At 63.8% G+C, this 18,788-nt stretch carries 19 protein-coding genes; 6 read left to right on the top strand and 13 right to left on the bottom strand.

All coding sequences use genetic code 11. From position 1 onward, the window contains the following. Window positions 1-11: 11 nt before the first annotated feature. The 4 genes from H7A13_05865 to gatC are packed head-to-tail and all read right to left on the bottom strand — an operon-like array spanning window position 12 to window position 3,874. Window positions 12-635, bottom strand: coding sequence for a 5'-nucleotidase (locus tag H7A13_05865; GenBank protein ID MCP5332869.1), 624 nt, complete (start codon window positions 633-635; stop codon window positions 12-14). Then, on the bottom strand, window positions 632-2,065 hold the full coding sequence (gene gatB, locus H7A13_05870; protein ID MCP5332870.1) for an Asp-tRNA(Asn)/Glu-tRNA(Gln) amidotransferase subunit GatB: 1,434 nt from the start codon (window positions 2,063-2,065) through the stop codon (window positions 632-634). The genes H7A13_05865 and gatB overlap by 4 nt, the downstream gene beginning before the upstream one ends. A gap of 5 nt (window positions 2,066-2,070) precedes the next feature. Then, window positions 2,071-3,540, bottom strand: coding sequence for an Asp-tRNA(Asn)/Glu-tRNA(Gln) amidotransferase subunit GatA (gatA, locus tag H7A13_05875; GenBank protein ID MCP5332871.1), 1,470 nt, complete (start codon window positions 3,538-3,540; stop codon window positions 2,071-2,073). Window positions 3,541-3,592: 52 nt separating this feature from the next. Further along, window positions 3,593-3,874: an Asp-tRNA(Asn)/Glu-tRNA(Gln) amidotransferase subunit GatC gene (gene gatC / locus H7A13_05880; protein ID MCP5332872.1), complete on the bottom strand. Its 282-nt coding sequence runs from the start codon at window positions 3,872-3,874 to the stop codon at window positions 3,593-3,595. A gap of 219 nt (window positions 3,875-4,093) precedes the next feature. Here gatC and H7A13_05885 point away from each other — a divergent pair, with 219 nt between their 5' ends. The 6 genes from H7A13_05885 to H7A13_05910 all read left to right on the top strand — a co-directional run bounded on the left by H7A13_05885 (window position 4,094) and on the right by H7A13_05910 (window position 11,469). Further along, a complete protein-coding gene (locus H7A13_05885) occupies window positions 4,094-5,131 on the top strand; it encodes a rod shape-determining protein (protein MCP5332873.1) in 1,038 nt (345 codons plus the stop codon). 50 nt (window positions 5,132-5,181) lie between these two features. Continuing rightward, window positions 5,182-6,054, top strand: a complete 873-nt coding sequence (gene mreC / locus H7A13_05890; protein MCP5332874.1) for a rod shape-determining protein MreC — start codon at window positions 5,182-5,184, stop codon at window positions 6,052-6,054. Further along, window positions 6,044-6,532 (top strand): rod shape-determining protein MreD, encoded by a 489-nt coding sequence (mreD, locus tag H7A13_05895; GenBank protein MCP5332875.1) that lies wholly within the window; start codon window positions 6,044-6,046, stop codon window positions 6,530-6,532. The genes mreC and mreD overlap by 11 nt, the downstream gene beginning before the upstream one ends. Further along, window positions 6,533-7,150, top strand: a complete 618-nt coding sequence (gene maf, locus H7A13_05900; protein MCP5332876.1) for a septum formation inhibitor Maf — start codon at window positions 6,533-6,535, stop codon at window positions 7,148-7,150. Between the two features lie 63 nt (window positions 7,151-7,213). After that, entirely contained in the window at window positions 7,214-11,044 is a 3,831-nt protein-coding gene (locus H7A13_05905; protein ID MCP5332877.1) for a TIGR02099 family protein, read from the top strand. 155 nt (window positions 11,045-11,199) lie between these two features. Beyond that, window positions 11,200-11,469, top strand: a complete 270-nt coding sequence (locus tag H7A13_05910) for a hypothetical protein (protein MCP5332878.1) — start codon at window positions 11,200-11,202, stop codon at window positions 11,467-11,469. Here H7A13_05910 and H7A13_05915 read toward each other — a convergent pair whose 3' ends face one another. The 9 genes from H7A13_05915 to H7A13_05955 form a co-directional block, all read right to left on the bottom strand. Continuing rightward, window positions 11,470-11,982 (bottom strand): DUF615 domain-containing protein, encoded by a 513-nt coding sequence (locus H7A13_05915; GenBank protein ID MCP5332879.1) that lies wholly within the window; start codon window positions 11,980-11,982, stop codon window positions 11,470-11,472. A gap of 15 nt (window positions 11,983-11,997) precedes the next feature. Then, the gene (mgtE, locus tag H7A13_05920) at window positions 11,998-13,362 is read right to left on the bottom strand and encodes a magnesium transporter (GenBank protein ID MCP5332880.1); all 1,365 of its coding nucleotides are present in this window, start codon (window positions 13,360-13,362) and stop codon (window positions 11,998-12,000) included. 113 nt (window positions 13,363-13,475) lie between these two features. Next, window positions 13,476-14,396, bottom strand: a complete 921-nt coding sequence (gene rapZ / locus H7A13_05925) for an RNase adapter RapZ (GenBank protein MCP5332881.1) — start codon at window positions 14,394-14,396, stop codon at window positions 13,476-13,478. 77 nt (window positions 14,397-14,473) lie between these two features. After that, on the bottom strand, window positions 14,474-14,782 hold the full coding sequence (gene raiA / locus H7A13_05930) for a ribosome-associated translation inhibitor RaiA (GenBank protein MCP5332882.1): 309 nt from the start codon (window positions 14,780-14,782) through the stop codon (window positions 14,474-14,476). Window positions 14,783-14,836: 54 nt separating this feature from the next. Next, window positions 14,837-16,324 carry an RNA polymerase factor sigma-54 gene (locus H7A13_05935; GenBank protein MCP5332883.1) on the bottom strand — a complete coding sequence of 496 codons (1,488 nt, stop codon included), beginning with the start codon at window positions 16,322-16,324 and terminating at the stop codon, window positions 14,837-14,839. Window positions 16,325-16,366: 42 nt separating this feature from the next. Beyond that, window positions 16,367-17,125, bottom strand: a complete 759-nt coding sequence (gene lptB / locus H7A13_05940; GenBank protein MCP5332884.1) for an LPS export ABC transporter ATP-binding protein — start codon at window positions 17,123-17,125, stop codon at window positions 16,367-16,369. Next, window positions 17,122-17,655 carry a lipopolysaccharide transport periplasmic protein LptA gene (lptA, locus tag H7A13_05945; protein ID MCP5332885.1) on the bottom strand — a complete coding sequence of 178 codons (534 nt, stop codon included), beginning with the start codon at window positions 17,653-17,655 and terminating at the stop codon, window positions 17,122-17,124. The genes lptB and lptA overlap by 4 nt, the downstream gene beginning before the upstream one ends. Then, a complete protein-coding gene (lptC, locus tag H7A13_05950) occupies window positions 17,652-18,245 on the bottom strand; it encodes an LPS export ABC transporter periplasmic protein LptC (protein ID MCP5332886.1) in 594 nt (197 codons plus the stop codon). Before lptC ends, lptA begins: the two co-directional genes overlap by 4 nt. Next, window positions 18,242-18,766 (bottom strand): HAD hydrolase family protein, encoded by a 525-nt coding sequence (locus tag H7A13_05955; GenBank protein MCP5332887.1) that lies wholly within the window; start codon window positions 18,764-18,766, stop codon window positions 18,242-18,244. The genes lptC and H7A13_05955 overlap by 4 nt, the downstream gene beginning before the upstream one ends. Window positions 18,767-18,788 lie beyond the last annotated feature (22 nt).

Below are 18,788 nucleotides of genomic sequence, written 5' to 3' on the forward strand. Positions count from 1 at the left end.
CTCGTCCGGGGTCATGCGCGAGAGGATTGCCAGTCGGCGAAGGCTGCCAGCACCAACTGCTCCACCTCATCCCAGTTGCGGGCTGCTGGCGGTGCCAACTGGTGGTTGGTGGAGTTGACGACGACGATGGTGGGAAAACCCTGGGCGCGCAGTGCGGCGATGTTGGCGGGATTGTCCTCCAGATAGAGGTCAGCGCCGACCGCCGCCTTGTCACGCATGAAGCAGAGATCCCAGTAGGGAATGCCGTGGTGTTCGAGCCAGTCGATGGTCTGCTGCACGGCTTCACGATGGAACCAGGGAATGTAGAGGCGATGGGTGATGATGCGGATGCGGATATCCTGTGCCGAGAGACGGCGCAGCACGGCCGGCGCACCGCTGATCGGTGGCAACCGCTTGAACAGGTCGCGCTGCTTGACGGCAAAACGGTGCAGCGCGTCGTAGCCGCCGGCGGACTCCAGCTGCCATTCGTTGAACCCATAGCTGACTTCCTCGCTCAGCGACGCCAGTGGTACACCCAGCCATTCGGCGGCGATGGGCCGCAGCCCGCCGATGAAGTCGGCGACCACGCCATCGAGGTCGACCCCCAGCACGAACTGGGGATGGGTGGGCACGCGCTCACTGTTCATCGCTGTCATGCACCCAATTTCTGCCGCAGCAGATCGCCGACCTGGGTTGGATTGGCGCTGCCGCGCGAACTTCTCATCACCTGCCCCACCAGAAAACCGAGCACCTTCTCCTTGCCGGCACGGAACTGTTCGGCCTGCTCCGGATGGGCTGCGATCACCGCAGTGACCAGCGCATCGAGCGCACCGCTGTCGGAGATCTGCCTGAGTCCGCGTTCGGCAATCAGCTCGTCGACATCGCCTTCGCCACTCCACAGCGCCTGCAGCAGCCCCTTGCCACTGCTGCCGGAAATGGTGCCATCGGCAATGCGCAGCAACAGATTTGCCAACTGTTCGGCAGTGACCGGACTGGCGGTGATGTCGAGGTTCTCGCGGTTGAGTCGCCCCATCAACTCGCCGGTGACCCAGTTGGCGGCCAGCTTGCAATCGCCGACGACCGCTGCCACCGCCTCGTAGTAATCGGCCAGCTCTCTGGAGGAGGTCAGCACCCCCGCGTCGTAGGGCGTCAATTGATGTGCGCTGATGAACCGGGCGCACCGCGCTTCGGGCAGTTCGGGCAGTTCGCCGCGTACCGCCTCGATGAAGGCTTCGCTCAGCTGCAACGGCAACAGATCGGGCTCGGGAAAGTAGCGGTAGTCGGTGGCAACCTCCTTGCTGCGCATCGACCGGGTCTCATCACGCACCGAATCGTAGAGCCGGGTCTCCTGCACCACCCGTCCGCCGGCTTCGATCAGCTCGATCTGCCGCTCGACCTCATGGCGAATCGCCCGCTCGACAAAGCGGAACGAGTTGATGTTCTTGATCTCGGTGCGGGTGCCGAGTTCACGCTGGCCACGCGGGCGCACCGAAACATTGGCATCGCAGCGCAGCGACCCTTCGGCCATGTTGCCGTCGGAGACCTTCAGCCAGCGCACCAGGGTGTGGATGGTTCTGAGGTAGGCAACGGCCTCCTCGGCCGAACGCAGGTCGGGCTCGGAGACGATTTCGAGCAGCGGCGTGCCGGCGCGGTTGAGGTCGATGCCGGTCATGCCATGAAAATCTTCGTGCAGCGATTTGCCGGCATCCTCTTCGAGGTGGGCGCGGGTGATGCCGACCGTGCGGGTCGAACCATCGGCCAGGGTGATCTCCACCTGACCACGTCCGACGATCGGGTGCTCCATCTGGCTGATCTGATAACCCTTCGGCAGATCGGGGTAGAAGTAGTTCTTGCGGGCGAAGATCGACTGGCGATCGATCTGGGCACCGATGGCAAGACCAAAGCGCACCGCCAGCCGCACCGCAGCCTCGTTCAGCACCGGCAACACCCCCGGCAGTGCCAGATCGACCGCGCAGGCCTGGCCATTCGGGCGGGCGCCGAAGCGGGTGCTGGCACCGGAGAAGATCTTGCTCTGAGTCGCGAGCTGGACATGGATCTCCAGCCCGATGACGGTTTCCCATTCCATAGCGGTCATGATGCCTGCAGGGTTGAAGAGGACAGGGGTTCACGCTGGTGCCAGTCGGTCTGTTGCTGGAAGCGGTGTGCCGCCGCCAGCAGTCGCCCCTCGTCGAAGTAGTTGCCAATCAGTTGCAGACCGACCGGCAGGCCATCCAGCAGACCGGCCGGGATCGACAACGCCGGCAACCCGGCCAGGTTGGCGGCGATGGTGTAGATGTCCTCCAGATACATGGTGATCGGGTCGCTGCTCTTCTCGCCGAGTTTGAAGGCCGGTGAGGGCGAAGTGGGGCCCAGCAGCAGATCGACCTCGTCGAAAGCACGGGCGAAGTCGTCACGGATCAGCCGGCGGATCTTCTGCGCTTTCAGGTAGTAAGCGTCATAGTAGCCGGAGGAGAGCACGTAGGTGCCGGTGAGGATGCGCCGCTGCACTTCGGCGCCAAAGCCCTCGGCACGGCTACGGGTGTAGAGATCTTCCAGGTCGACCGGATCGGCGCAGCGGTGGCCATAGCGGACACCATCGTAGCGCGCCAGGTTGGCGGAGCACTCCGCCGGGGCGATGACATAGTAGACCGGCACCGACAGCGCGGTGTGGGGCAGACTCACCTCGCGGAACTGCGCGCCGAGGTCGCGATAGATCTCGATCGCAGCGCGGATCACCCGCTCCATCGGTGCGCTCAGTCCCGCTTCGAAATACTCTTTCGGTAAACCGATGCGCAGCCCCTTCAGCGGCTGGTCGAGCTGACCCAGGTAGTCGGGCACCGGCTGGTCGATGCTGGTCGAATCACGCGGATCGAAGCCGGCCATCACCTGCAACATCAGCGCAAGGTCAGCCGCCGAGCGCGCCATCGGTCCACCCTGATCGAGGCTGGAGGCGAAGGCGATCATGCCGTAGCGCGAGACCCGGCCATAGGTCGGCTTCAGGCCGCTGATGCCGCAGAGCGCGGCCGGCTGGCGAATCGAGCCGCCGGTGTCGCTGGCAGTGGCGCCGGGCGCCAGCCGCGCCGCCACCGCCGCGGCCGAACCACCGGATGAACCGCCCGGCACCCGCGACCGATCCCAGGGGTTGCGCACCGGACCAAAATAGCTGGTCTCGTTGGAGGAGCCCATCGCGAACTCATCCATGTTGGTCTTGCCGAGACAGACCCAGCCGGCGGCACGAAACCGCTCGACCACGGTGGCATCGTAGGGCGAGACGAAATTGCCCAACATCCGCGAACCGCAGGTGGTGCGCACCCCATCGGTGCAGAAAATGTCCTTGTGCGCCAACGGCAGGCCGGCACCCAGGCCAGCTTCGCCACGCGCGCGACGCGCATCGGCCGCGGCCGCTGCATCCAGCGCCTGCTCGGCGGTTCGCGTGATGAAGCTGTTGTAGTGGCCGTCGAGCCTGTCGATGCGCTGCAGGAAGTGGCGTGTCAGCTCGACCGAGCTGAACTCTCCCGCATCGAGCCCATGCGCCAGTTGGATCAGAGTCAGATTATGCATGCAGGGTGTGCTGGTGGGGTGATGGAACGCGGACGGCAGCAGTTCAGACGGCTCACTCGATCACCTTGGGTACCAGATAGAGCCCATCCTCGGTCAAGGGCGCGAGCTGCTGAAAACGCTCGCGCTGGTCGGTTTCGGTGACCTCATCGCCACGCAGCCGCTGGGTGACATTGAGCGGGTGGGCCAGCGGCTCGATGTTTTGCGTGTCGACCTGATGCATCTGCTGCACCAGATCGAGAATCGCCGACAACCGCACGCCAACCTCCGCATGGTGATCGGCATCGATCCTGAGCCGGGCGAGCTGGGCGATGCGCTGAATCTCTTCTGGTTTCATCTTCAATCCGTGCTGCTCTGTACCAATGATGCAACTCTTTGCCCAGCCCCTGCCCCACAGGGGGCAACTGCGGTAAAATTATCATATTTTTACCTTGCCCCCAATGACCCGCACTGTCGGAAGCCGGTCGAGAATGCGTTTACAGTCACCCTTCGAACCCGACCGCTTTCGCTGTGCACCGCATGAGCTCCCACCCATCCCGAGGTTTGCCAGCTGAATATGTTCAAACGACTGCGTGGAATGTTCTCCAACGATCTTTCGATCGATCTTGGCACTGCCAACACCCTGATCTATGTGCGCGGCAAGGGCATCGTGCTGGATGAGCCCTCGGTGGTGGCGATCCGCATTCAAAATGGCCAGAAGACCGTCTGCGCCGTCGGCAGCGCAGCCAAACGGATGCTCGGGCGCACCCCCGGCAACATCACCGCGATCCGGCCGCTGAAAGATGGCGTCATCGCCGACTTTCAGGTGACCGAGAAGATGTTGCAGCACTTCATCGCCAAGACCCATGCCAACAGCTTCATTCGCCCCAGCCCACGGGTGCTGATCAGCATTCCCTGTGGTTCGACCCAGGTCGAACGCCGCGCGATCCGCGAATCGGCGATAGGCGCAGGCGCCCGTGACGTGCGCCTGATCGAGGAGCCGATGGCCGCCGCAATCGGTGCCGGCATGCCGGTCGAGGAGGCCAGCGGCTCGATGGTCGTCGACATTGGCGGTGGCACCACCGAAATCGCCATCATCTCGCTCAGCGGCATCGTCTATTCCGATTCGGTGCGCATCGGCGGCGACCGCTTCGACGAGGCGATCATCACCCATGTGCGGCGCCAGTATGGCAGCCTGATCGGCGATGCCACCGCCGAGCGGATCAAGCAGGAGATCGGCATCGCCTTCGCGAGCGTCGAATCGAGCGAGATCGATGTGCGTGGCCGCAACCTGGCCGAGGGCATCCCGCGCAGCTTCACCCTCGACAGCGAGGAGATTCTCGAAGCGCTGCAGGAGCCGCTCTCCGGCATCGTGCAGGCGGTCAAGCGGGCATTGGAACAGTCGCCGCCCGAACTGGCATCGGACATCGCCGAGTCCGGCATCGTGCTGACCGGCGGTGGCGCGCTGCTGCGCGGGCTCGACCAGTTGATCTCCAAGGAGACCGGCCTGCCGGTGCGGGTGGCCGATGACCCGCTGACCTGTGTCGCCCGCGGCGGCGGTCGGGCACTGGAGATGATGGACGCCAGCAATTTCGAGCTGCTCTCCAGCGAATGAACGGACCGATCGGGTCGGCCCGCTGCAGTGACCGAACAGGCTGAGGTGAGATTGCCATCAAGCTGATCTTCGTCAAACGCCCCCGCCTCGGCCTGCGGCTGCTGCTGCTTGGCCTGCTGTCGGTCGGGCTGATGGTCGCCGATGCCCATTACCATGCCCTCGATCTGCTGCGCGAACGGCTCGACTGGGCGCTGGCGCCGATGATCGAACTGGCCGACTGGCCACTGCGGCTCTATGCCGGCAGCCGCGACAGTCTCAGCAGCCGCCAGCAGTTGGCACGCGAGAACGATGCACTCAGAACCGAGCGGCTGCTGCTGTCGCAGAAGGCGCAGAAGATGGCTGCGTTGCAGGCCGAAAACATCCGCCTGCGCCAGCTGCTCAATTCCACCACCCACCTCGATGAGAATGCGCTGATCGCCGAGATCATCGGGGTCTCCAGCGACCCGTCACGCCATTTCGTGATCATCGACCGGGGCGCGAAGAGTGGCGTCAGGGAGGGGCAGCCACTGCTCGATGCCAGCGGTATCATGGGACAGGTGATCTCGGTGCGGCCGCACCACAGCCGGGTGCTGCTGATCACTGATCAGAACCATGCCGTACCGGTGCAGGTGCTGCGCAACGGAGTGCGGGCCATCGCCGTCGGCACCGGGGACGACAGCCATCTCGAGCTGCTCAACGTGCCCGAGACCAGCGACATCGAGGTGGGCGACCAACTGGTGACTTCCGGCTTGGGCGGGCGCTTTCCGGCCAACTATCCGGTCGGGGTGGTGGAGTCGGTGAACCGCAATGCCGGCCAGCCTTTCACACAGATCAGGGCGATACCGACCGCACAACTGGCGATCAGTCGCCATGTGCTGGTGATTCTGACCACACCACAACCCGGACAGAACTCCGTGACCGAGGCCACCGACGATGCGCAGTAGCCCGATCGGCAACTGGCTGGTCATTCTGCTGACCTTCGTCATCGCGCTGCTGCTGGAGGTCGTGCCGCTGCCGGCCGACTGGCAACCCTGGCGTCCCACTTGGGCCCTGCTCTGCCTGATCTACTGGACCATGGCCCTGCCGGAACGCATCGGGCTGCTGTTCGGCTGGCTGCTGGGACTGCCGCTCGATGTGCTGCACGATGTCACCCTGGGCCAACATGGCCTGGCACTGATGGTGGTGAGCTACATCGACCTCAGCCTGCATCAGCAGTTGCGGCTGTTTCCCCGGGTGCAGCAGGCGTTGATCGTCTGCGTGCTGGTTTCGCTCTACCTGCTGCTGCTCAGCCTGATGCAACTGCTGATCAGCCAGCAGCCATGGCGCAGCGACCGGCTGTTGAGTGCATTGAGCAGCGGGCTGCTCTGGCCGCTGCTGTTTCCGCTTCTGCGCCGCCTGCGGCGCCACTACCGGGTGGAGTGAATGGACGCGCCCGGCTTCGTCTATCTGGCCTCGGCCTCGCCGCGCAGGCGGGCGCTGCTGGAGCAGATCGCGGTGCCCTGCCGGCTGCTGGCTGTCAATGTCGACGAATCGCCCTTGGCCGGCGAGTCATCCCCGGCGCATGTGCTGCGGCTGGCACAGGCCAAGGCCGAGACTGGGCGCGACAGCCTGCCGCTGGCTGATGCGCCGGTGCTGGGTGCCGACACCGTGGTGGTGGCCGAGGCGGACGAGATTCTCGGCAAACCGCGCGACCGCGACCACTTCATGGCGATGATGACGCAACTGAGCGGCCGCTGGCATCGAGTCATCAGCGCGGTCGCCGTGGTGACCGCCACTGCCTGCCACACGGCCGTGGTCACCACTCGGGTGCGGTTTCGTCCGCTCGATCCCGCGGAGCTGGCGCGCTACTGGGAGAGCGGTGAACCGCTCGACAAGGCCGGCGGCTATGCGATCCAGGGACTGGCGGCGCCGTTCGTCGAGCGCATCGAGGGCAGCTACTCTGCCGTGGTGGGATTGCCACTGTGCGAAACCCAGGCGCTGCTGGCACGCTGCGGCATGGTGACCTGGCCAGCACTCGATCGATCCGGTTCGCGATGTTAGGCTTGGGCCATGCGCGACCTTCCACCGCCCCCGCCTGTTCGCGCTGACCCGACTCCAGCCCCCATGACGCCCTGGCGCCTCATCACCTTGGCCCTGCAGGCCCTGCTGTGGCTCGGCTTTGCGCTGCTGCTGGGCGCAGCCGTGGTGGTCGGCGTGGGCCGCAATCTGCTGCCCAGGATCGATGAGTTCCAGAGTCAGCTCAGCGCCGAGGCCAACCGCCGCTGCCAATGCCGGATCACCTTCACGCAGATCACCGGCGATTGGGAGGGGTTGGCGCCGGTGATTCGCCTGCAGGGACTCGAAATCGAAACAGCGAACTGGTCACTGCGCGGTGATGCAGTGGAATTTTCGCTCCATCTGCTGCAATCACTGTGGCATCGCCAACCCAGGCTGGTCGCGCTGTCGGCCCGCGGCGTGACACTGTCGGTCGATGCCGGCGCAGGCGGCAGAGCGCGCCCGCTCGACGCACTGCTCGTCCCGCTTGGGCTGCCCGAACGGTTGCAGCTGCATGATGTCACGCTGCTGTGGCAGGATGCGGCCGCCACATCAACAGTGCCGCCGCTGCTGCTGCCACAGCTCGATCTGGAGCAGGCCGCAGCCGGCTATCGCATCGCGGCCGACTTCAAGCTCGATGCAACGGCCCCCGTCACCACGGCGATCCTCCATCTGCATGGTTTCGACGGAAGCAGTCTGCCCAGCACCGGCGAATTCCATCTGCGCCTGCCCCAACAGCCGATCGATGCCCGCTGGCTGCGGCTGCTGGGTGGATTCGAGCCACCAGCGCATCTCACGGCCACCGCCGAACTGTGGGGCGATCTCGAGGGCCTGCAACTGGTCGGGCTGACCGGAGAGATCAGCGCCGCCGTGGCGCCAACGGCAACTGCCGCTTCAGCCGATGCGCCCGTCATCCAGCTGGGCTTTCATTACCAGCACGAGAGCTCGGCAACACCCACCGCCTCGCTGGCACGGCCGGCCTGGCGGCTGGAACTCGAACCGCGCCTGCTGCTGCCGAATGAGGCGACCCGGATCACCCATCTGCGCCTGATCGGTGCCGGAGCGCCCGATCAGGCGGCCATCGAGCTGTTTGCCGATCGGATCGATCTGCGGCCATGGCGGAGCTGGCTCATCGGGTCGAACCTGCTGCCTTCCGCCTGGCAGCAGCGTCTGGAACAGCTTGCTCCCACTGGGCAGATCGAGGCACTCCATCTGCTGGCACCCCGGCTGACGACCGATGCATTCGACGACCTTGAGCTCTCGGCCCGACTCACCACCTTCAGCATGCAGGCCTGGCAGGGGGCGCCGGCCGTCAGTGGCGTCGACGGTACATTGTTCATCCGCGGCGGACACGGCCTGCTGCAGTTCGACTCGAAGCAACTCGACCTGCACTTTCCAAAGCTGTTTGCGCAAAGCTGGCGAATCGACACCGCCCAAGGCACGCTGTTCTGGCAGGTGACCCCGGAACTGATCGAAATTGATTCCGACCGCATCCAGCTCGGCTCCGACCGCTTCGGCGCCCAGGGAGTGTTCCGCCTGCTGCTGCCCCGACATGACCTCGATGCGGCCACACTGGGGCTGTCGATCGGCATCAACCCGGCCAGCCTGCTGGAGAAAGACCAGTTTCTGCCAACCCTGACCGAGAATGCCAGGCTGATCGACTGGATCCGCCAGAGCCTGACCACCGGGCTGCTGGAGCAGGGCAGCGTGGTCTACCAGGGCCGGCTCCATGGCCCCGAGCAGGGCAAACGGACGCTGCTGTTCTTTCGTGGCCGCGACATGCGGCTGCGCTTTCAGCCGGATTGGCCGATACTCGAAGAGTTGGCCGGCTCGGTCTGGGTCAGCGATGCCGACCTCGATATCGAGGTCATCAAGGGCAAGAGCGGCAACCTTGCTCTGACGCAAGGCAAGGTCGTCGGCCGCCGGAGCGACCGTAACCCGCACTATCATCTCTCGATCGAGTCAGATCTGACCAGTACGCTGGCCGAATCCAAAAAGTGGGTGTTGACCACGCCGCTGCGTCAGGAGCTGCTCCCCTGGCTCGGCGAACTGGAGCTGCGGGGGCCATTGCAGGGGCATCTGAAACTCGATGTCCCCCTCGGAGAGAAGCCGAAAATCGGCTATCAGCTCGACCTGCGCACCAATAACGGTCGGGTCGCCGCACCCCGTTACCGGCTGCGTTACGACCAGGTGGAGGGCGCGCTGCGCCTTGCCACGGATCAGGCAGTTCATGCCGACCAGATCAAGGCGCGGTTTCTCGGGCAGCCGGTGACGGTGCGCCTGCAACAGAGCAGTGACCCAACCGGCCATACCACCCTGCTGCTGACCCAGGAGGGGCGCGTCGACGTCGCGGATCTGACCGACTGGCTCGATCTGCAACCGCTCGACTTCTTCCAAGGCGAGGCCCCCTATCTGGCCCAGCTCCAGTTGCCACTGACCGGCGGAAACGGCAGCGAACTCACCTTCGAATCCAGCCTGGTCGGGCTCGGCAGCAGCCTGCCACCACCGCTGTCGAAGGCGCCGCAACAGGCGGTGCCGCTGTTCCTGCTCACCCGCTTCAACTCCGCCGGCCTGGAATCGCTGTCGCTGCTGCTGAACGAAGAGATCGGTTTTGATCTGACCTTTGATGCCGCAGGCCGCGACCGGGGGCAGATCCTGCTCGGCAGCAGTCAGAGTGCTCGGCCACTCTCGGCCCACAATCCGTTGCGCGGCAATCTGCCACCGATCGATCTCGACCAGTGGATCGCGTTTTACCGTGCCCACCTGGCCCATATCGATGGCATCGAGAAGAGTGTCGACTGGTTCACCGATGTCGGCAAGATCGACTTCACCCTGCCACAGCTGCGCTTTCTCGGGCAGACGCTCAATGAGGTCCATCTGACCATTTCCCAGCAGCAGGAGCGGGTCGATCTGCGGGTTGCCAGTGACAAGGTCCGTGGCACCCTCCAGCTGGCGCTCGACCATTCGGCGCCGATCCGGATCGCTCTGGAACAGCTCACGCTGACCACCGCCTCCAATCGTCCCGATAACGACCCACTGGCCAATTTCGATCCCGCCACGCTGCCATCACTCGATTTTCAGGCTGCCGCCATTCACATCGATGAGCAGCCGCTGGGAAGTTGGGCCTTTCAGTTGCGGCCCACTGCTCAGGGCATCACTGCGCAACAGATCAATGCCACCATCGATGGCTTCACGCTGCGCAACGCACTCATGGTGTGGCAGCGCGATACCGGTGGCCTGCACCGCTCGCAGCTGACCAGCACGCTGGAGGGGGGCGACATCGCCCAGCTGGCGCGCTATTTCGGCGTGGTGCCGGGCATCAGCAGCCAATCGGCCCGAATCGATATCAATCTGGCCTGGCCCGGCTCCCCCGCCCATTTCGCGCTGGAGCGGACACGTGGCGACTACCACCTGCTGTTCCGGAATGGTCGCTTCGAGACCGGTGGCGGCACCAGCCCACTGGGGCTGTTCAGCCTGTTCAACTTCAACAACCTGATCAGCAAGCTCCAGCTCAACCTCTCCGACTTCGGCGGCGGCAGCATTGGCTATCAGCAGGTCGATGGCCGAATGAAACTGGCCAACAATGTTCTGACACTGGATGACCGGATCAACATCGAGTCGGCTGTCGGGCGCTTCAAACTGGCAGGTACCATCGATCTTGCCAGCCAGAATCTCGATCTCGACATGGCGATGACGCTGCCGATCGGCACCAATCTGCCCTGGTATGTGGCTGCCATCGGTGGGTTGCCCACCGCCGCCGCCGCCTACCTCGCCGGACAGCTGTTCGAAAAACCGCTCGCCCAGCTCACCAGCACCCGTTACCAGGTCACTGGCCCGATCAATGACCCCAAGATCACCCTGGTCGAGTTGTTTCAGGATCAACCCACCCGCAACCGATGACCTCCGCAGGGTCCGAAACCAGACCGCGGTGAGTCGGGCCGCTCCGCAAAATCGAACCAACGACCATCGGCTTGACCTGTGGCAACACTGTTGCCCGGCCTCCCTGTATGATCCATCCTCTCCACCGGTTCAAACGACTACGACGGGAGCCAACGATGAGCACGCTTCAAGAGGATCTGAAACAGCTTGCCGAACAGTTGAAGGTCGAGCGGGACGCACTGCATCTGCAGGCCCACCTGCTCAAGCTCGACCTGCTTGATGAGTGGCAGAAGAGCGAGAAGAAGTGGGAGCAGCTCAACCAGAAGTTGCAGCGGGCCGGCGCGGAGGGGGTTGCCTCGGGCCAGGAAATTGGCGCGGCGGTCAAACTGCTGGGCGAAGAGCTCAAGAGCGCTTACCAGCGAATCAACCGGCAACTGAAGGGGTAGTCAATCGCTGGCGCTGGCGGCTGCCTCGAGCAGGCGGTGCAGCAGTCGGTAGAGCTGACGCGACTCCCGCGCCACCTCCTGCCCACGTCGCACTGCCTGGCGTGCCCGCTCGGCCTGAGCGTTCACCTGCGCCTGATCCGCGGGATCGAGCTGGACCAGCCAGGCTTGAAAGTGCACCGTCTCGCCCGCCAGCAGTGCGTCGCGCAGCCGCTCGGCCTGATGGTGCCAGGGATCGGCCCGCTGTGTACCCTGTTCCAGTGTCACGATGGCGATCAACAGTGCTTCATTGTCGGCTTCATCGAGCAGGCGCCCCAGAAACTGACAGTGCCGTTGCAGTGCCGCCGGCGCCTTGAGCCGCTTGCCTTCGCGCACCGCTTCACGCAGCGCTTCGGTCAGCGGCAGCCGCCGGAGCTGGGCATCGCTGAACTGCAACAGCGTGCCGCCCAGCCGTTGCAGTTCATGCATCCGCCGCTTGCGCGCACTCTTGCTTGGTTTCTCTTCTGGCGCCTGCATCCCGTCCTCCTCCTTTTACAGCAGCAACCAACTGGCCAGACCCAGCAGCACGACAAAGCCCACCACGTCGGTCACGGTGGTCAGCAGCACCGATCCGGCCAGAATCGGGTCGATGCCGAAGGTGCGCAGCATCAGTGGCAGCAGTACCCCGGTCAACGCCGCCGCCAGCAGGTTGCAGAGCATCGCCACTGCAAGGATCACCCCCAGCAGCCGGTCATCGAACCAGTAAGCCGTGGCCACGCCGACGATAGTGGCCCACAGCAGGCCATTCAGCAGCCCGATCAGCAGCTCCTGACGCAACAGCCAGAAGCGGTTGGCGCGGCCGATGTGGCCAAGGGCCATGCCGCGGATCATCAAGGTCAGCGTCTGGCTGCCAGCCACGCCGCCCATGCTGGGGATGATCGGCATCAACACCGCCAGCGCCACCACCTGATGGATGGTCTCGGCGAAGAGCCCCACCACGCCGGCCGCGATGAAGCCGGTCAGCAGGTTGGCGCCCAGCCAGGTGGCGCGCTGGGTCGCGGCCTTGAACGGGGCGATGAAGGTGGACTCCTCGTCGCCGAGGCCGGCCATGCTCATCACCTGCTGATCAGCCGCTTCGATGATCACGTCGACCACGTCATCGATGGTGATCCGCCCGAGCAGATGGCCAGTCTCATCGACCACCGGTGCCGAGACCCAGTCATGGCGCTCGAACAGCTTGGCCACCTCGCTGGCCGAGGTGGAGGCCGGAATCGCCGCGACATCGGTGACCATGATCTCGCGCACCGTGATCGACGGATCGCTGACCAGCATCTTGGTCAATGGCAGCAGGCCGATGAAGCGGTCCTCGCTGTTGACCACGATGATGTTGTCGGTCATCGGCGGCAGGCTGTCATGACGGCGCAGATAGCGGAACACCACGTCGAGCGTGAAGCGGGGCCGCACGGTGATGGTGTCGGTGTTCATCAGGCCACCGGCGCTGTCTTCCGGATAGGCCAGCACCCGTTCGACCCGATGACGGTCCTGCGCATCCATTGCATCGAGCACTTCGCGGATCACCCGCTCCGGCAACTGCTGCAGCAGGTCGGCCAGGTCGTCGGTGTCGAAGCCCTCCACCACCGAGGCGACCGTCTCGGCATTCATCCGCCGCAGAAACAGCCCCTGCAACTCATCGGAGAGATGCTGCAGGATCTCTCCCTCTTTCTCCTTGTCGACCAGCTCCCACAGCAGGTCACGCAGGTTGGGTGGCGAGGATTCCAGCAGCCGCGCCACGTCGACCGCCGGCACACCGTTCAACATGCGCCGAATCTGCACGAAGGTGCCGCTCTCCAGTGCGCTGCTGAGCGCCTGAAGCTGGGTCTGGGTGCGCGCGCGGGCGCCTTGGTTGGAGTCGGCCATGACGGGCATTCCGGACAAAACGGGCACTGCCCAGCCCGGTGAGAAGCCGGTGACACCGCATCGAACGACGGGGAGGAGCAGGCGGCAGCGATCGCTGCGAACTGGCCGGCAGGTTAGCCGGTTTCAGGCTCCGATGCCACCGCGACCTGCACCGGCTCGCGTGCGTTGCTCAGCTCGCGGTGGCGCAGCAGGACCGTGGGGAATCGACCGCAGAACCGTTCGGCCAGCCGTTCACACAGGTAGACCGAGCGGTGCTGCCCACCGGTGCAGCCGAGGGCCACGGTCACATAGCTGCGACCACTGGCCAGAAAGCGCGGCAGCCAGCGGTCGAGAAAAGTGCCGATGTCATCGAGCATCTGCCGCACTTCGGGCTGGGCCTCCAGGAATTCGATCACCGGCGGCTCACGCCCATCATGGACGCGCAGCGCAGTGTGCCAGTAGGGGTTGGGCAGCGCGCGGACATCGAAGACGAAATCGGCATCGGCCGGTGTTCCCTTCTTGAAGCCGAAGGATTCAAACAGCAGCGAGAAGTTCTCCCCTTCGGTGGTCGAGAAACGGCGGCGGATCAGATCGCGCAGGTCATGCAGGCTGAGACGGCTGGTGTCGAGGGTGACATCGGCCAGTGCCGCCACCGGCCGCAGCAGTTCACGCTCGCGACCGATCGCTTCCGTCAGCGGCAGGTGGGGGCCGGTCAGCGGATGGCGGCGGCGGGTCTCGCTGAACCGCTGCAACAGCGTCTGGTCGTCGGCATCGAGAAACAGGATCTGCGGCGTCAGCGTGATGCCGCTGACCTCCTCGAGGATCTCCGGCAACCGCGACAGGTCACCCGGTACATTGCGGGCATCGATGCTGACCGCGATGCGCCGCTGCTCGGCATACTGACCGGCAGCGACCCCCGCAGCCAAGGTGTTCAGCAGACTGGCCGGCAGGTTGTCGATGGCATAGAAACCGAGATCCTCGAGCACATGCAGCGCCGTACTCTTGCCCGAGCCGGAACGGCCACTGATGATGACGAGTCGGGTGCGGGTGTCCATCGATGGGAGGATGGTTGCATCAACCGGCGTTGACGCCGCCGACCGCGACGACATCAACGTTGCGGGGATGTGAACGGTTATCGATTCGAACCACCATGGTGGCGGCCAATCGACTTCTCCTTGTGCTTGATCATCTGCCGATCGAGCTTGTCGGCCATCGCATCGATGGCCGCATACATGTCATCCGACTCGATGTCGGCAAAGATCTCGCCACCGGAAAAGCGGATGGTCGCCTCGGCCTTCTGCCGCTGCTTCTCGACCGATAGGATCACATCGATGCTGGTGATCTGTTCGAAATGGCGTTCGATCCGGTTCATCTTGCTGGTGACGTAATCATGCAGCGCGGGTGAGACTTCGACGTGGTGGCCACTGACATTGATCTGCATGCGAAGGGTTCCTGTTGTGTGAGACGTGGAAGGCGACAGCGGGACCGCCATCGATCAGGGCAACTGCTTGCGCTCGTTGGAGGGGGCAATGCCCATCGATTCGCGGTACTTGGCGATGGTACGCCGCGCCACCTTGATGCCCTGCTGCGACAGGATGGCGGTGATTTTGCTGTCACTCAAGGGTTTTTTTGCACTTTCAGCGCTGATCAGCTTTTTGATGACGGCGCGGATCGCAGTGGATGAGCACTCCCCGCCCGAATCGGTCTCCAGATGGCTGGAGAAGAAATATTTCAGCTCGAAAATGCCACGTGGCGTGTGCAGGAATTTCTGGGTGGTGACGCGGGAGATGGTCGACTCATGCATGCCGACCGCCTCGGCAATGTCGTAGAGCACCAGCGGTTTCATCGCCTCGGCGCCATGGTCGAGAAAGCCGCGCTGCACCTCGACAATCTTGCGCGCCACCTTCAGCAGCGTCTCGTTGCGACTCGTCAGGCTCTTCAGAAACCAGCGCGCCTCCTGCAGGTTGTTGCGCAGAAAGGTGTTGTCGGCACCATTGTCGGCGCGGCGCACCATGGCGGCATAGTGCTCGTTGACCCGCAACCGCGGCATGCTTTCCGGATTGAGCTCGACCACCCACTCTCCGCGCACCTTGCGGGTGTAGACATCGGGAATGATGTACTCCGACTGGCTGCTGGAGATGATGCTGCCGGGACGCGGATTGAGCTGCTGGATCAACTGCACCACCTGGCCCAGCTCCTCACTGGTCAGCTTGAGCAGCCGCATCAGCTGGCTGTAGTCACGGCTGCCGAGCGCAGCCATGTGGTCGGTCAGGATCTTTTCGGCCTGCTTGCGCCAAGGGGTGTCGGCCGGAAACTGGCGCAATTGCAGCAGCAGACATTCGGCCAGCGTGCGTGCGCCGACACCGATTGGATCGAGCTGCTGCACCAGATGCAGCACCGCTTCGATCTCATCCAGATCGACCTCGATCTGATCGCGCGCCAGGCTGAGCTGTACATCCTCGATCGAGGTGGTGAGCATCCCATCCGGATTGATGCCATCGATGAGATTCAGCGCGATCAGCCGATCGACATCACTGAGATGGGTCAGGTTGATCTGCCAGCGCAGGTGGTCCTGCAGGCTCTCGGTGACGCTGTTGCGGGACTCGAAATCCTCATCGCTCTCCGGATTGGACGAACCGGTTCCGCTGCTCTGATAGATCTCGTCCCAGCTGGTGTCGATCGACAGATCTTCGGGAATCGCCTCGCTCCACTCATCATCGCCGTGACTGTCGAACTCTGCCCCATCGAGGTCGCCGCTGTCGTCCGCTTCGGCCGAAGTCTGCTCACCGTAGGCGTCGATCGACTCATCGGCACGCCGTTCATCTTCATCCTCGACCAGTTCGAGCATCGGGTTGGAGTCGAGCGCCTGCTGAATCTCCTGATGGAGATCGAGGGTCGAAAGCTGCAGAAGACGAATCGCTTGCTGCAGTTGCGGGGTCATGGTCAGGCTCTGACCCAGCTTGAGCTGAAGCGAAGGTTTCATGTCAGAGCCCGTGACCGAGGGTAAAACGAGGCATGATGCGCACTACAGACTGAACTCCTTGCCGAGATAAACCTCACGAACCTGCCTGTTCTGCATTATAGCCGCGGGATCACCCTCGGCAATGATGCCGCCATCACTGACGATGTAGGCCCGTTCACAGATATCGAGCGTTTCGCGGACGTTGTGATCGGTGATCAGCACGCCGATCGAACGCTGCTGCAACTGCCGCACGATGGCCTTGATATCGCTCATCGAGATCGGATCGACGCCGGCGAAGGGTTCATCGAGCAGCATGAAGCGCGGCTCCACCGCCAGCGCCCGGGCAATCTCCACCCGCCGGCGCTCACCGCCCGACAGACTCATGCCCAGCTCGTTGCGCAAGTGGGCGATGTTGAACTCATCCAGCAGCTGATCGAGCCGCTGGCGCTGTTCGGAGCGGCTCAATCGGGCACGGGTCTCGAGCACGGCCAGGATGTTGTCGGCCACCGACATCTGGCGGAACACCGAGGGCTCCTGGGGCAGATAGCCCAAGCCTCGGCGTGCCCGTCGATGCATCGGCAGATGGGTGATCTCCTGACCATCGAGGGTGATGGTGCCACCATCACCACGCACCAGGCCGATGATCATGTAGAAGCAGGTGGTCTTGCCGGCACCGTTGGGCCCCAGCAGACCAACGATCTCGCCGCTGCGCAGCGTCAACGAGACATCACGCACCACCTGTCGCTTCTGGTAGCGCTTGCACAGATGGCTGACGTTCAGACAACTGTCGGCCCGTGCCTGCTCGCTGGCGGCCACTGTCATGGCGTCGCCTCATCCTTGGGCGGCGGCAGGATCAACCGGACCCGCTTGCCCTCCCCCTTGGCCTCGCTGCCGCCAAAGGCGCGCATCAACCGCTTCTCCAGCTGGTATTCGATGCGCTCGCCATAGAAGAACCGCTCACCCTGCCGCAGTTTGGCGGTGCCTTTCAGTTCAAGCTGGCGGCTCTTGGCATGGTAGCTGATCGAGGTGGCTTCACCCTCCATCATCAACGGCTCCTGGCCATCGAGCTGCTGATGAAAACGGGCCGGGGTGCCGCTGGCCTTGACCTCGGTGACACTGCCCTTGTCACTGATCAGGAGCAGATCGTCGGCCTCGATGCGCAGCGAACCCTGTGTCACCACCACATTGCCGATGTAATGCGCCGATGCGCTGTTGTCGTCGAATTCGGCGCGGTCGGAGACGATTTCGATCGGCTGCCGGCTGTCGCCACTGAGCGCCAGCAGCGTGGAGGGCAGCCATGGCAACAGTGACAGCAGCAGAAGGCGCCGGAGCGAAAGCAGATTTTTTTTCACTTCGATGCTCCTGGTTGACTGGGAAGATAGTGCCCCCGCACCTGACTCGGCAACACGGCCTTGCCGGCAACCAGATCGATGTCGATGCCATTGCCACTCATTTCACCCTGCTCGGCCAGCAGCCTGACCGGCGCATCGGTATGGGCGGTGCGCCGCCGGTAGTCGATCTGCATGTGCGGCGTGAGCAGCTGTTGCAACCGCCGTTGCTGCGCCCACAACTCAAAAGTGACGGCCTGATCGAGGGTCAACACACCATCGCTCTCGACCCAGTAGCCGCGCTCGGCCTGTGCCTGCCAGCGCTGCGATGACTCGGTTCGATGGGCGATCAGATTCGGCTGCGCAAGCGATATGCCAGGCTCGCCGCGAACATGACTCCAGCGCTCGGCACTGAGCAGGTAAGCCACACGGCCCTCTTCATCGTAGATGCGGGTGGCAGCCCGGGCCATGAAAAAATCGGGCTGGTTGTCATCGACCAGACCGCCACGTTGCCGGGAAGCATCCATGTCGAGCGAGACCTTCAGCAGCAGCCCGCCACACAGCAGCAGAATGCAACCGATCCACCAGGTGTTGGCACGCATGGGAGTGGTCACTCGTAGGCTTGCAGCAACCGGCAGAGCGTACCCTGCGTCTGCATGATCAGGTCGCACGCTTCGCGCACCGCACCCTGGCCACCGGCCAGGGTGCTCTGCCAGTCGGCGCTTTGCCGCACCAGCGGGTGGGCATTGGCGACGGTCATCCCCACTGCGGCCCGCCTGATCAGCGGCAGATCGGGCAGGTCATCGCCCATGAACGCTGCCTGGCTGTAGTCGAGCCCAAGCTGCTCCAGCAGCCCATCGAATATAGGCAACTTCTGTTCGCTGCCCTGATGGAGGTGACTGATGCCGAGTTCGGCAGCACGGCGCGCCACCGCAGTCGAACTGCGTCCGGTGATCAGCGCCACCGTGACTCCACTGCGTTGCAGCATCTTCAGGCCATGCCCATCGAGGCTGTTGAACACCTTGATTTCGCCGCCATCGGGCAGAAAGTAGAGCCGGCCATCGGTGAGCACGCCATCGACATCCAACGCCAGCAGCCGGATTCGTTCGATTTTTTGCAACAGCTTGTCGGACAAGGAGATTTCTTCCAGATATTCA

This window comes from Pseudomonadales bacterium (assembly GCA_024234215.1).
In the GTDB taxonomy this organism is placed as follows: domain Bacteria; phylum Pseudomonadota; class Gammaproteobacteria; order Pseudomonadales; family UBA5862; genus JACKOQ01.